General features: G+C 56.3%; 16 protein-coding genes. 15 read left to right on the top strand and 1 reads right to left on the bottom strand.

Features of this window, described 5'->3' with window-relative positions:
• Positions 1 to 48 precede the first annotated feature (48 nt).
• The 15 genes from rpsH to bfr all read left to right on the top strand — a co-directional run bounded on the left by rpsH (position 49) and on the right by bfr (position 9,208).
• Positions 49 to 441: a 30S ribosomal protein S8 gene (rpsH, locus tag ACA058_RS27770; RefSeq protein WP_008065722.1), complete on the top strand. Its 393-nt coding sequence runs from the start codon at positions 49 to 51 to the stop codon at positions 439 to 441.
• Between the two features lie 12 nt (positions 442 to 453).
• Positions 454 to 987, top strand: a complete 534-nt coding sequence (rplF, locus tag ACA058_RS27765) for a 50S ribosomal protein L6 (protein WP_003176412.1) — start codon at positions 454 to 456, stop codon at positions 985 to 987.
• Positions 988 to 997: 10 nt separating this feature from the next.
• A complete protein-coding gene (gene rplR, locus ACA058_RS27760) occupies positions 998 to 1,348 on the top strand; it encodes a 50S ribosomal protein L18 (protein ID WP_003186037.1) in 351 nt (116 codons plus the stop codon).
• A 3-nt stretch (positions 1,349 to 1,351) separates the two neighbouring features.
• Complete coding sequence (gene rpsE / locus ACA058_RS27755; protein WP_003186035.1) at positions 1,352 to 1,852, top strand: 30S ribosomal protein S5; 501 nt, start codon at positions 1,352 to 1,354, stop codon at positions 1,850 to 1,852.
• Between the two features lie 2 nt (positions 1,853 to 1,854).
• Entirely contained in the window at positions 1,855 to 2,031 is a 177-nt protein-coding gene (gene rpmD, locus ACA058_RS27750; protein ID WP_003186033.1) for a 50S ribosomal protein L30, read from the top strand.
• Positions 2,032 to 2,034: 3 nt separating this feature from the next.
• Positions 2,035 to 2,472, top strand: coding sequence for a 50S ribosomal protein L15 (gene rplO, locus ACA058_RS27745; RefSeq protein ID WP_003228720.1), 438 nt, complete (start codon positions 2,035 to 2,037; stop codon positions 2,470 to 2,472).
• Entirely contained in the window at positions 2,473 to 3,801 is a 1,329-nt protein-coding gene (secY, locus tag ACA058_RS27740) for a preprotein translocase subunit SecY (protein ID WP_497636783.1), read from the top strand.
• 24 nt (positions 3,802 to 3,825) lie between these two features.
• Positions 3,826 to 3,942: a 50S ribosomal protein L36 gene (rpmJ, locus tag ACA058_RS27735; protein ID WP_002555468.1), complete on the top strand. Its 117-nt coding sequence runs from the start codon at positions 3,826 to 3,828 to the stop codon at positions 3,940 to 3,942.
• A gap of 129 nt (positions 3,943 to 4,071) precedes the next feature.
• Complete coding sequence (rpsM, locus tag ACA058_RS27730; RefSeq protein WP_009045849.1) at positions 4,072 to 4,428, top strand: 30S ribosomal protein S13; 357 nt, start codon at positions 4,072 to 4,074, stop codon at positions 4,426 to 4,428.
• A 30-nt stretch (positions 4,429 to 4,458) separates the two neighbouring features.
• Positions 4,459 to 4,848, top strand: coding sequence for a 30S ribosomal protein S11 (gene rpsK, locus ACA058_RS27725; protein ID WP_002555466.1), 390 nt, complete (start codon positions 4,459 to 4,461; stop codon positions 4,846 to 4,848).
• Positions 4,849 to 4,866: 18 nt separating this feature from the next.
• The gene (gene rpsD / locus ACA058_RS27720; protein WP_003176404.1) at positions 4,867 to 5,487 is read left to right on the top strand and encodes a 30S ribosomal protein S4; all 621 of its coding nucleotides are present in this window, start codon (positions 4,867 to 4,869) and stop codon (positions 5,485 to 5,487) included.
• Positions 5,488 to 5,509: 22 nt separating this feature from the next.
• Positions 5,510 to 6,511 (top strand): DNA-directed RNA polymerase subunit alpha, encoded by a 1,002-nt coding sequence (locus tag ACA058_RS27715; RefSeq protein ID WP_007970428.1) that lies wholly within the window; start codon positions 5,510 to 5,512, stop codon positions 6,509 to 6,511.
• 42 nt (positions 6,512 to 6,553) lie between these two features.
• Positions 6,554 to 6,940: a 50S ribosomal protein L17 gene (gene rplQ / locus ACA058_RS27710; protein WP_007970429.1), complete on the top strand. Its 387-nt coding sequence runs from the start codon at positions 6,554 to 6,556 to the stop codon at positions 6,938 to 6,940.
• Between the two features lie 199 nt (positions 6,941 to 7,139).
• A complete protein-coding gene (locus ACA058_RS27705) occupies positions 7,140 to 8,594 on the top strand; it encodes a catalase (RefSeq protein ID WP_497636782.1) in 1,455 nt (484 codons plus the stop codon).
• A gap of 149 nt (positions 8,595 to 8,743) precedes the next feature.
• A complete protein-coding gene (gene bfr, locus ACA058_RS27700; RefSeq protein ID WP_007970123.1) occupies positions 8,744 to 9,208 on the top strand; it encodes a bacterioferritin in 465 nt (154 codons plus the stop codon).
• Between the two features lie 65 nt (positions 9,209 to 9,273).
• Here the strand turns inward: bfr and uvrA are convergent, their stop codons facing one another.
• Positions 9,274 to 12,108: an excinuclease ABC subunit UvrA gene (uvrA, locus tag ACA058_RS27695; RefSeq protein WP_497636781.1), complete on the bottom strand. Its 2,835-nt coding sequence runs from the start codon at positions 12,106 to 12,108 to the stop codon at positions 9,274 to 9,276.
• Between the last annotated feature and the right edge of the window lie 139 nt (positions 12,109 to 12,247).

Raw genomic sequence — 12,247 nt, 5'->3', positions numbered from 1 at the left:
ACGTAGTAGCCGCAAGGCTAATTTTTCTGTATTAGGAGCGTCTAGCCCATGAGTATGCAGGACCCGTTAGCGGACATGCTAACTCGAATCCGTAATGCCCAGATGGCTGAAAAGTCCGTCGTAAGCATGCCATCTTCCACGTTGAAGGTAGCTGTTGCCAAAGTCCTGAAGGACGAAGGTTACATCGCGGGTTATCAGATCAGCAGCGAAACCAAACCACTGCTGTCTATCGAGCTGAAATACTTCGAAGGCCGTCCGGTTATCGAAGAAGTGAAGCGCGTTAGCCGTCCAGGCCTGCGTCAGTACAAGTCCGTCGATGATCTGCCAAAAGTTCGTGGCGGTCTCGGTGTGTCTATCGTCTCCACCAACAAAGGTGTGATGACTGATCGTGCTGCGCGCGCTGCCGGTGTCGGCGGCGAAGTTCTTTGCACTGTGTTCTAAGGGGGGATAAGCATGTCTCGCGTCGCTAAGAACCCCGTTAAGCTGCCAGCCGGCGTCGAAGTAAAATTCGCAGGCCAACAGCTTTCGGTGAAGGGTGCCAAGGGCACTCTCGAACTGAACATCCATTCGTCCGTTGAGATCGTTGAAGAAGCTGGTGAGCTGCGTTTCGCTGCTCGCAATGGCGATCAACAAACTCGCGCAATGGCTGGTACCACTCGTGCGTTGGTAAACAACATGGTCCAAGGCGTAAGCCAAGGCTTCGAGCGCAAGCTCCAGCTGGTCGGTGTTGGTTACAAAGCGCAAGCAAAAGGCACAGTGCTGAACCTGGCTCTTGGCTTCTCGCACCCAGTGGATTATGAACTGCCGGAAGGCATCACCGCTGAGACTCCTAGCCAGACCGATATCCTGATCAAGGGCATCGATAAGCAGCTGGTAGGTCAAGTGGCCGCCGAGATCCGCGACTTCCGTCCACCAGAGCCGTACAAAGGCAAAGGTGTGCGCTACGCGGACGAAGTCGTCCGTCGTAAAGAAGCCAAGAAGAAGTAGGGCATAGCAAATGACCGACAAAAAAGTTACTCGACTGCGTCGCGCTCGCAAAGCACGCCTGAAAATGCACGAACTCGAAGTCGTGCGTCTCTGCGTGTTCCGCTCGTCGCAGCACATCTACGCCCAGGTCATTTCGGCCGACGGCAACAAAGTCCTGGCAAGCGCCTCGACTTTGGATAAAGAACTGCGTGATGGCGCCACTGGCAACATCGACGCGGCCACTAAGGTTGGCCAGCTGGTCGCTACGCGTGCTAAGGCCGCTGGCGTCTCGCAAGTGGCTTTCGACCGCTCTGGCTTCAAGTACCACGGCCGCGTTAAAGCGCTGGCTGATGCTGCTCGTGAAGCTGGGCTGGAGTTCTAAGTTATGTCAAATAACGACCAAAAGCGCGACGAAGGCTACATCGAGAAGCTGGTTCAAGTTAACCGCGTAGCCAAAACCGTTAAAGGCGGCCGTATCTTCACTTTCACCGCGTTGACCGTGGTTGGTGATGGTAAAGGGCGTGTTGGCTTCGGCCGTGGCAAGTCGCGTGAAGTGCCTGCTGCGATCCAGAAGGCAATGGAAGCTGCTCGCCGCAACATGATCCAGGTTGATCTGAACGGCACCACCCTGCAGTACGCAATGAAGTCCGCCCACGGCGCTTCGAAGGTGTACATGCAGCCTGCTTCTGAAGGTACCGGTATCATCGCTGGCGGCGCAATGCGTGCCGTTCTCGAAGTTGCTGGCGTTCAGAACGTTCTGGCCAAGTGCTACGGCTCGACTAACCCGGTAAACGTGGTTCACGCCACTTTCAAGGGTCTGAAGGCTATGCAATCTCCTGAATCCATTGCCGCCAAGCGTGGCAAAAGCGTCAAGGAGATCTTCTGATCATGGCTACCGTTAAAGTTACGCTGATCAAAAGCATGACCGGCCGCATCCCTAACCACAAACTGTGTGTTAAGGGTCTGGGTCTGCGTCGCATCGGTCACACTGTAGAAGTCCTGGATACTCCCGAGAATCGCGGGATGATCAACAAGGCTTACTACATGCTGCGTGTCGAGGGTTAATCGATGAAACTCAATGATCTGAGTCCAGCGCCGGGTTCCCGTCGCGAAAAGCATCGTCCGGGCCGTGGTATCGGTAGTGGTTTGGGTAAGACTGGTGGCCGTGGTCACAAAGGTCAGACCTCCCGCTCCGGTGGCACCATTGCTCCAGGCTTTGAAGGCGGTCAACAGCCGCTGCATCGTCGCCTGCCGAAGTTCGGTTTCGTTTCCCTGAAAGCCATGGACCGCGCAGAAGTGCGTCTGTCCGAGCTGGCTAAAGTGGAAGGCGACATCGTCACCGTGCAGTCCCTGAAAGATGCCAACGTGATCAACGTCAACGTACAGCGTGTGAAAATCATGCTGTCCGGTGAAGTGACTCGCGCTGTCACTATCGGCAAGGGAATCGGCGCCACCAAAGGTGCGCGTGCGGCTATCGAAGCAGCTGGCGGCAAGTTCGAGGAATAAATGGCTAAGCAAGGTGCTCTCTCTGCGCTCGGCAAAGGCGGTATGTCTGAACTCTGGGCTCGTCTGCGTTTTCTGTTCCTGGCGATTATCGTCTACCGAATAGGCGCACACATCCCGGTTCCAGGTATCAACCCGGACCGACTCGCGGACCTGTTTCGACAGAATGAGGGGACCATTCTTAGCTTGTTCAACATGTTTTCCGGCGGCGCGCTGGAACGGATGAGCATCTTTGCACTGGGGATCATGCCGTACATTTCGGCATCGATCATCATGCAGCTGATGACCGCCGTCAGCCCGCAGCTGGAGCAGTTGAAGAAGGAAGGTGAAGCTGGCCGTCGCAAGATCAGCCAGTACACCCGCTACCTCACCGTCGTTCTTGCTCTTGTCCAGGCCATTGGCATGTCCATTGGTCTGGCGGGGCAGGGCGTTGCGTTCACTGGTGACTTTGGCTTCCATTTCGTCGCGGTAACCACTTTTGTGGCTGGTGCGATGTTCATGATGTGGCTGGGTGAGCAGATTACTGAGCGTGGTGTTGGCAACGGTATCTCGATGTTGATTTTTTCGGGTATCGTCGCCGGTCTTCCGAGTGCAGTCGGGCAGTCTTTCGAGTCTGCGCGTCAGGGTGATATCAATATCTTCGCCCTGGTTGCCATCGGTTTGCTGGCAGTAGCGATTATCGGTTTCGTGGTGTTCATTGAGCGTGGTCAGCGTCGTATTGCTGTTCACTACGCCAAGCGTCAGCAAGGCCGCAAGGTTTTCGCTGCACAGACAAGCCACTTGCCGCTGAAGGTGAACATGGCCGGTGTTATTCCGGCTATTTTCGCGAGCAGCATTTTGCTGTTCCCGGCTTCGTTGGGTGCCTGGTTCGGTCAGTCTGAAGGTATGGGCTGGTTGCAGGACATCTCGCAGTCGATCGCTCCTGGTCAGCCGTTGAATATTCTGCTGTTTAGTGCAGGGATTATTTTCTTCTGCTTCTTCTATACGGCGTTGATGTTCAATCCGAAAGACGTAGCGGAAAACCTGAAGAAGTCCGGTGCCTTTATTCCGGGCATCCGTCCAGGTGAGCAGTCTGCGCGCTACATTGATGGCGTTCTGACTCGTTTGACCCTGTTCGGTGCTCTTTACATGACGGCCGTGTGCCTGTTGCCCCAGTTCCTGGTGGTTGCAGCCAACGTTCCGTTCTACCTTGGCGGGACCTCGTTGCTGATCGTCGTCGTGGTTGTGATGGACTTCATGTCCCAAGTACAATCGCACCTCGTTTCGCACCAGTACGAATCCCTGATGAAGAAAGCCAACCTGAAGGGTTACGGCAGCGGCATGCTGCGCTGACCCATAAGGTTCGAGGAGTTGGTGATGAAAGTTCGTGCATCGGTGAAAAAGCTGTGCCGTAACTGCAAGATTATTCGCCGCGAAGGTGTTGTTCGAGTAATTTGCAGCGCGGAACCGCGTCACAAACAGCGCCAAGGCTGAGTGTGATCTGCTTGAAGCCCGGCAGCTAGTGCGCTGCCGGGTTGATTATTTGTTATTACAGCGATATTATCTCGCGCCCTATTTCTTGGCTTCCGGGGCGTAGGTAGCTGTCAATTGGAGTCCCACTGAATGGCCCGTATTGCAGGCGTTAACATTCCAGATAACAAGCACACTGTTATCTCGCTGACCTACATCTATGGTGTTGGTCGCACTACTGCGCAGAAAATTTGCGCAGAGACTGGGGTAAACCCAGCCGCAAAGATCAAAGATCTGAGCGACGAGCAGATTGAACAGTTGCGTGGCGAAGTGGCGAAGTTCACCACTGAAGGTGACCTGCGTCGCGAAATCAACATGAAAATCAAGCGTTTGATGGACCTCGGTTGCTACCGCGGTCTGCGTCATCGTCGTGGTCTTCCAGTACGCGGTCAGCGTACCAAGACTAACGCGCGTACCCGTAAAGGTCCGCGTAAGCCGATCCGCAAGTAATCGCCCACGCGAATCGACAGGAAATTAATCATGGCAAAACCTGCTGCTCGTCCTCGTAAAAAAGTTAAAAAGACAGTGGTTGATGGCATCGCCCACATCCATGCTTCTTTTAACAACACCATCGTGACCATCACCGACCGTCAAGGTAACGCGCTTTCTTGGGCTACCTCCGGTGGTTCGGGTTTCCGCGGTTCCCGCAAGTCCACCCCGTTTGCTGCTCAAGTAGCTGCTGAACGTGCTGGTCAAGCTGCGCTGGAATATGGCCTGAAAAACCTCGACGTCAACGTCAAAGGTCCAGGTCCAGGTCGTGAGTCTGCTGTCCGTGCATTGAACGGCTGTGGCTATAAGATCGCCAGCATCACCGACGTGACGCCAATCCCGCACAACGGGTGCCGTCCGCCGAAGAAGCGCCGCGTGTAATCCAGGAGATTGTAAAGAATGGCTCGTTACATTGGTCCAAAATGCAAACTCGCTCGTCGCGAAGGCACCGATCTCTTCCTGAAGAGCGGCGTGCGCGCGATCGAATCGAAGTGCAACATTGAAGCAGCACCTGGTATCCACGGCCAACGCCGCGGTCGCCAGTCCGATTACGGCACCCAACTGCGTGAAAAGCAGAAGGTCCGTCGTATCTACGGCGTTCTCGAGCGTCAATTCAGCGGCTACTACAAAGAAGCTGCTGGCAAGAAAGGTGCAACCGGTGAAAACCTGCTGCAACTGCTCGAATGCCGTCTGGACAACGTTGTATACCGTATGGGCTTTGGTTCGACTCGTGCCGAATCCCGTCAGCTGGTATCGCACAAGTCGATCAGCGTAAACGGTCAAACCGTTAACGTTCCGTCCTACCAGGTTCGTGCTGGTGACGTGGTCGCTGTTCGCGAGAAAGCAAAAAACCAACTTCGCATTGTCCAAGCTCTCGATCTGTGTGCCCAACGTGGCCGCGTAGAATGGGTAGAAGTAGACACTGAGAAGAAGTCGGGCGTTTTCAAGAACGTTCCAGCTCGCAGTGATCTGTCCGCCGACATCAACGAAAGCCTGATTGTCGAGCTCTACTCCAAGTAAGGGCTAGAAAATAGGTGCATCCATGCAGATTTCGGTAAATGAGTTCCTGACACCCCGCCACATTGATGTGCAGGTTGTCAGTCCAACCCGCGCCAAGATCACGCTCGAGCCTCTCGAGCGTGGCTTTGGCCACACCCTGGGCAACGCGCTGCGCCGCATCCTGTTGTCCTCAATGCCCGGCTGTGCAGTAGTCGAGGCCGAGATTGACGGTGTGCTCCACGAGTACAGCGCCATCGAAGGTGTACAGGAAGACGTAATTGAAATCCTGTTGAACCTTAAAGGTCTGGCTATCAAGCTGCACGGCCGTGACGAAGTTACGCTGACCTTGTCGAAGAAGGGTTCGGGGGTGGTTACCGCTGCCGATATTCAGCTGGATCATGATGTCGAGATCGTTAATCCCGATCACGTAATCGCTAACCTGGCGTCTAACGGCGCCCTGAACATGAAGCTCGTAGTAGCTCGTGGTCGTGGTTATGAACCGGCAGACTCGCGTCAGAGCGATGAAGACGAAAGCCGCAGCATCGGTCGCTTGCAGCTTGACTCTTCGTTCAGCCCGGTTCGCCGTATCGCATACGTGGTGGAAAACGCCCGTGTCGAACAGCGTACTAACCTGGACAAGCTGGTTATTGATCTGGAAACCAACGGTACCCTGGATCCTGAAGAGGCTATCCGCCGTGCTGCAACCATCCTGCAACAGCAGTTGGCTGCGTTCGTCGACCTCAAAGGTGACAGTGAGCCAGTGGTTGTCGAGCAGGAAGACGAGATCGATCCGATCCTGCTTCGCCCGGTTGACGATCTGGAACTGACTGTACGTTCGGCTAACTGCCTTAAGGCGGAAAACATCTACTACATCGGCGACCTGATTCAGCGTACCGAAGTAGAGCTGTTGAAGACTCCGAACCTGGGCAAGAAATCCTTGACTGAAATCAAGGACGTTCTGGCCTCCCGCGGTCTGTCCCTCGGCATGCGCCTCGACAACTGGCCGCCTGCAAGTCTTAAGAAGGACGACAAGGCGACTGCCTGATCGTCGTAATCACCGAACGTAGTGTTTGGTAAGGAATGAACCATGCGTCATCGTAAAAGTGGTCGTCACCTGAGCCGCACCAGCTCGCACCGCAAGGCCATGTTTCAAAACATGGCGGTGTCGCTGTTCGAGCACGAGCTGATCAAAACTACTCTGCCAAAAGCTAAAGAACTGCGCCGCGTTGCCGAGCCGCTGATCACTTTGGCCAAGACAGATAGCGTTGCTAACCGCCGTCTGGCTTTCGACCGTACTCGTTCGAAAGCTATCGTTGGTAAGCTCTTCAACGACCTGGGCAAGCGTTACGCTACCCGTGAGGGTGGCTACCTGCGCATCCTCAAGTGCGGTTTCCGCGCTGGCGACAACGCGCCTATGGCGTACGTCGAGTTGGTTGATCGTGCTACTGCTGGCGAAGCTGTATCCGCCGAGTAAGACGTCAGTCTGAAACAAGGAACCGGGCCTAGTGCCCGGTTTTTTGTGCGCGCTCGAAAAACAAGGCAATCTTCAAGTCGTATTAGGCATTCTCTATCGATTGTCATCAGTTAATGAATTAGAAGGTGTCATGTGGATCGTCAATACTCTCTATCAGCCGATTAGCCGGCAGTTTGAGACTGACAAAGGATGAGATCCCATGAGCCAAAATAAAACGCTAACTACCGCCAGTGGCGCTCCTGTCGCCGACAACCAGAATTCACGCTCCGCCGGCTCTCGCGGCCCATTGCTGCTCGATGATTTCCACCTGATCGAGAAGCTGGCCCACTTCAACCGCGAAAACATCCCGGAGCGTCGTGTGCACGCCAAAGGCTCTGGCGCTTACGGTACATTTACCGTGACTCGCGATATCACCCAGTACACCAGCGCCAAGCTGTTTGAGGCTGTCGGTAAGCAAACACCAACCTTTTTGCGATTCTCCACTGTCGGTGGTGAGCGCGGTTCGGCGGATACCGAGCGCGATCCTCGTGGCTTCGCGCTGAAGTTCTACACCGAGGAAGGCAACTGGGACATTGTTGGTAACAACACGCCTGTGTTCTTCATCCGTGATCCACTGAAATTCCCGGATTTTATCCACACCCAAAAGCGTCTGCCGCAAAGCAATCTCAAAAGCGCACAGGCGATGTGGGACTTCTGGTCGCTCTCTCCGGAAGCGCTGCACCAGGTCACCATTCTGTTCTCCGACCGGGGCATTCCCGACGGGTACCGTCACATGCACGGCTTCGGCAGCCACACCTATAGCCTGATCAGCGCCACTGGCGAGCGTCATTGGGTGAAGTGGCACTACAAGACCCAGCAGGGAATCAAGAACCTGGCGCCAGTTGAGGCTGCGCGTCTGGCCGGTACTGATCCTGATTACGCCCAGCGTGATCTGTTCACTGCGATTGAGCGTGGCGACTTTCCGAAATGGCGAGTGTGCATCCAGATCATGACCGAGGCTCAGGCCGAAGCGCACTACGAAAATCCGTTCGATGTGACCAAAACCTGGTCGCAGAAAGAGTTTCCGCTGATCGAAGTTGGCGAGCTGGAGCTCAATCGCAACTCGCTCAATTACTTTGCTGAAGTCGAGCAAGCAGCCTTTGGCCCAAGCAATATGGTGCCGGGCGTTGGTCTGTCGCCGGACCGTATGCTGCAAGGACGGGTGTTCGCTTACGCTGATGCGCACCGCTACCGTGTCGGCACAAATCACCAGCAATTGCCGGTGAATGCGCCCCGCAGCCCGGTCAACAGTTATCAGCGCGATGGTTCGATGGCATTTGGTAGTAACGGCGCAGCTGCTCCGAACTACGAGCCCAACAGTTATGTAGATTCGCCAAAGCAAGCACCTCGTTACGCTGAGCCTGCGTTGGCCCTGAACGGTGCGGCCGATCGCTACGATCATCGCGAAGACACGGACTACTACAGCCACGCCGGTGCGCTGTTCCGCCTGATGAGTGACGAGCAGAAAGCGCTGCTGGTCAACAACATTGCTGGAGCCATGGCGGGTGTTTCAAGCGACGTCGTCGACCGTCAATTGCAGCATTTCTTCAAGGCCGATCCAGCGTATGGAGAAGCAATCGCAACGCTGCTGAACGTACAGCTTAACGAAGTCTAAATGAGAAGCAGAACCGCCCTTGTTTGGGCGGTTTTTGCGTTATTTAACCTGCTTTTCTCAGAATATCTTCGCTTCTATTGCGTCTGCCGAGTGACGTTGTAGTCAGGTTGGTTCAAACTACAGACTTTCAAGCAGGGAGATGTAGGGCGATGCAAGGCCACCCAGACGTTATCGATTACCTCAACACGTTGCTGACCGGCGAACTGGCCGCGCGTGATCAATATTTCGTCCACTCGCGGATGTATGAGGACTGGGGTTTCACCAAGCTCTACGAACGAATCAACCACGAGATGGAAGAGGAAGCAGGGCACGCTGATGCGTTGATGCGCCGGATTCTGATGCTCGAAGGCACGCCGCGTATGCGTCCGGACGATCTGGATGTCGGCACCACGGTGACAGAGATGCTCGAAGCGGACCTGCGCCTGGAATACAAGGTGCGGGCCGCGCTGTGCAAGGGCATCAAGCTCTGCGAGCAGCACAAGGACTATGTCAGCCGCGAAATGCTGCGGGTCCAATTACATGACACCGAAGAAGATCACACCTACTGGCTCGAGAAGCAGTTGGGCCTGATCAAGTTGATCGGTCTTGAGAATTACCTGCAATCCCACGCCTGATTGCGGCGAATACAAAAAAGCCCCTGTCACTGATGAAGTGACAGGGGCTTTTTCATGGGACCCGGTTAAGCCCTGTCACGCTCCAGCAGCGGCTTGAGGTAGTAACCGGTATGGGATTGCTTCATCTCTGACACTTCTTCCGGCGTGCCGACGGCAATGATCTGCCCACCTTTGGAACCGCCTTCCGGGCCCAGGTCCACCAGCCAGTCAGCGGTCTTGATGACGTCGAGGTTGTGCTCGATCACCACCACCGTATTGCCGTGGTCGCGCAGTCGATGCAGCACGTCCAGCAATTGCTGGATGTCCGCGAAGTGCAGGCCGGTAGTCGGTTCATCGAGGATGTACAGGGTCTTGCCGGTGTCGCGCTTGGACAGCTCACGTGACAGCTTGACCCGCTGGGCCTCGCCACCGGACAGCGTGGTCGCCGATTGTCCCAACTTGATGTACGAAAGGCCTACGTCCATCAGCGTTTGCAGCTTGCGCGCCAGGGCCGGTACCGCATCGAAGAACACCCGGGCTTCCTCGATGGTCATCTCGAGGGTTTCATGAATGCTCTTGCCCTTGTATTTGATCTCGAGGGTTTCGCGGTTGTAGCGCTTGCTCTTGCAGACATCGCATGGCACATAGATGTCCGGCAGGAAGTGCATTTCCACCTTGATCAGGCCATCGCCCTGGCAGGCTTCGCAGCGTCCGCCCTTCACGTTGAAGGAGAAGCGCCCGGGGCCATAACCGCGGGAGCGAGATTCCGGCACACCGGCAAAAAGCTCGCGGATCGGTGTGAACAGGCCGGTGTAAGTGGCCGGGTTGGAACGCGGCGTACGGCCGATGGGACTTTGGTCGATGTCGACGACCTTATCCAGATGCTCCAGGCCCTTGATGCTGTCGTGAACGGCAGCTTCGAGGGTTGTTGCACCGTTGAGCGCCGTGGCGCTCAACGGAAAGAGTGTGTTGTTGATCAGCGTCGACTTGCCTGAGCCGGACACGCCGGTCACGCAGGTCAGCAGGCCGATAGGGATCTCCAGGTCGACGTTGCGCAGGTTGTTGCCACGGGCGCCCTTGAGTGTCAGCGACAGCTTCTTGTTGCGCGGCGTGCGTTTGGCCGGCACCGCGATCTTCACCCGGCCCGACAGGTACTTACCGGTCAGGGAATCGGGATGCGCCATCACCTCGGCCGGCGTACCTTCGGCGACGATGTGCCCGCCGTGAACCCCGGCACCCGGGCCGATATCCACCACATAGTCGGCCAGGCGTATCGCGTCTTCATCGTGCTCTACCACGATAACCGTGTTGCCGATGTCTCGCAGGTGTTTCAGAGTGCCAAGTAACCGGTCGTTATCACGCTGGTGCAGGCCGATCGAGGGTTCGTCGAGGATGTACAGAACGCCGACCAGACCGGCGCCGATCTGACTGGCCAAGCGGATACGCTGGGCCTCACCACCGGACAGGGTGTCCGCGCTCCGATCCAGCGACAGATAATCGAGACCGACGTTGACCAGGAACTGCAGGCGCTCGCGAATTTCCTTGAGGATCTTGTCGGCAATCTCGCCACGGCGGCCAGTCAGCTTCAACCCTTCGAAATAATCGCAGGCATCGCCGATTGGCAGGTTGGTCACCGCCGGCAGGGTTTTCTCGCCGACCCACACATGCCGCGCCTCGCGACGCAGACGGGTGCCGCGGCAATCAGGGCAGGACTGAGTACTGAGGAACTTGGCCAGCTCTTCGCGCACCGAGGCCGACTCGGTTTCACGATAGCGGCGTTCCAGGTTCGGCACGATGCCTTCGAACGGGTGCGAGCGCTTGACGATATCGCCCCGGTCATTCAGGTATTTGAAATCGACGTTTTGCGAACCGCTGCCGTGCAGGATGCTCTTCTGCTGATCGGCCGGCAGTTCGTTGAACGGCACTTCCAGGCTGAACTTGTAGTGGGAGGCCAGCGAGCCGAGCATCTGGAAATAATAGACGTTGCGCCGGTCCCAGCCGCGAATCGCGCCTTCGGCCAGGGTCAGTTCACCATTGACCAGACGCTTGATGTCGAAGAATTGCTTAACCCCCAGGCCATCACAGGTCGGGCAGGCGCCGGCCGGGTTGTTGAAGGAAAACAGCTTGGGCTCGAGTTCGCTGATGGCATGCCCGCAAATCGGGCAGGCGAAGCGCGCGGAGAAGATCATCTCTTCGCCCGGCTCGTCGTCCATCGGCGCCACCAGGGCGATGCCGTCTGCCAGTTTCAGGGCGGTTTCAAAGGATTCGGCCAGGCGCTGTTGTAGATCGGCACGCACCTTGAAGCGGTCGACCACGACATCGATGGTGTGTTTTTTCTGTTTGTCGAGCTTGGGCGCTTCGTCAAGCTCATACAGCTTGCCGTTGATCCGGGCACGGACGAAACCTTGTGCTCGCAGTTCTTCGAAGACTGAAAGGTGCTCACCTTTGCGCTCGCGAATGACCGGGGCCAGCAGCATCAGCTTGCTGCCCTCCGGTTCGGCGAGGACCAGGTCGACCATCTGGCTGACGGTCTGCGCCTCCAGGGGAATGTCGTGATCCGGGCAGCGCGGAATGCCGACGCGTGCATAAAGCAGGCGCAGGTAGTCGTAGATTTCGGTGATGGTGCCGACGGTCGAGCGCGGGTTATGCGAGGTCGACTTCTGTTCGATGGAAATCGCCGGCGACAGGCCCTCGATGGTGTCGACGTCAGGTTTTTCCATCATCGACAGGAACTGCCGGGCATAGGCCGACAGCGACTCGACATAACGGCGCTGGCCTTCGGCGTACAGCGTGTCGAAAGCCAGGGACGACTTGCCGGAGCCGGACAGGCCGGTGATGACGATCAGCTTGTCCCTTGGCAGGGTCAGGTCGATGTTCTTCAGGTTGTGGGTTCGAGCCCCACGAATCAGGATCTTGTCCAAAGTGGCCTCGCTCGGCGGGCGTCGAAAACGTAGGAGTATACGGCCAAATACTGGATGGATGCACACTATCGAATGCTGGCATTGCAACCTTCGATGAAAGCTCTTTCATCTACACGCGGCAAAGCGTCGCGATATACCC

This window comes from Pseudomonas sp. LBUM1649, from assembly GCF_059716155.1.
The sequence above is the reverse complement of the archived record's forward strand: the minus strand, read 5'-3'. Positions and strand labels throughout refer to the sequence as shown.

Coding starts and splice junctions, on each gene's coding strand:
- rpsH (WP_008065722.1), top strand. CDS start 49: ATGAGTATGCAGGACCCGTTAGCGGACATGCTAACTCGAATCCGTAAT.
- rplF (WP_003176412.1), top strand. CDS start 454: ATGTCTCGCGTCGCTAAGAACCCCGTTAAGCTGCCAGCCGGCGTCGAA.
- rplR (WP_003186037.1), top strand. CDS start 998: ATGACCGACAAAAAAGTTACTCGACTGCGTCGCGCTCGCAAAGCACGC.
- rpsE (WP_003186035.1), top strand. CDS start 1,352: ATGTCAAATAACGACCAAAAGCGCGACGAAGGCTACATCGAGAAGCTG.
- rpmD (WP_003186033.1), top strand. CDS start 1,855: ATGGCTACCGTTAAAGTTACGCTGATCAAAAGCATGACCGGCCGCATC.
- rplO (WP_003228720.1), top strand. CDS start 2,035: ATGAAACTCAATGATCTGAGTCCAGCGCCGGGTTCCCGTCGCGAAAAG.
- secY (WP_497636783.1), top strand. CDS start 2,473: ATGGCTAAGCAAGGTGCTCTCTCTGCGCTCGGCAAAGGCGGTATGTCT.
- rpmJ (WP_002555468.1), top strand. CDS start 3,826: ATGAAAGTTCGTGCATCGGTGAAAAAGCTGTGCCGTAACTGCAAGATT.
- rpsM (WP_009045849.1), top strand. CDS start 4,072: ATGGCCCGTATTGCAGGCGTTAACATTCCAGATAACAAGCACACTGTT.
- rpsK (WP_002555466.1), top strand. CDS start 4,459: ATGGCAAAACCTGCTGCTCGTCCTCGTAAAAAAGTTAAAAAGACAGTG.
- rpsD (WP_003176404.1), top strand. CDS start 4,867: ATGGCTCGTTACATTGGTCCAAAATGCAAACTCGCTCGTCGCGAAGGC.
- ACA058_RS27715 (WP_007970428.1), top strand. CDS start 5,510: ATGCAGATTTCGGTAAATGAGTTCCTGACACCCCGCCACATTGATGTG.
- rplQ (WP_007970429.1), top strand. CDS start 6,554: ATGCGTCATCGTAAAAGTGGTCGTCACCTGAGCCGCACCAGCTCGCAC.
- ACA058_RS27705 (WP_497636782.1), top strand. CDS start 7,140: ATGAGCCAAAATAAAACGCTAACTACCGCCAGTGGCGCTCCTGTCGCC.
- bfr (WP_007970123.1), top strand. CDS start 8,744: ATGCAAGGCCACCCAGACGTTATCGATTACCTCAACACGTTGCTGACC.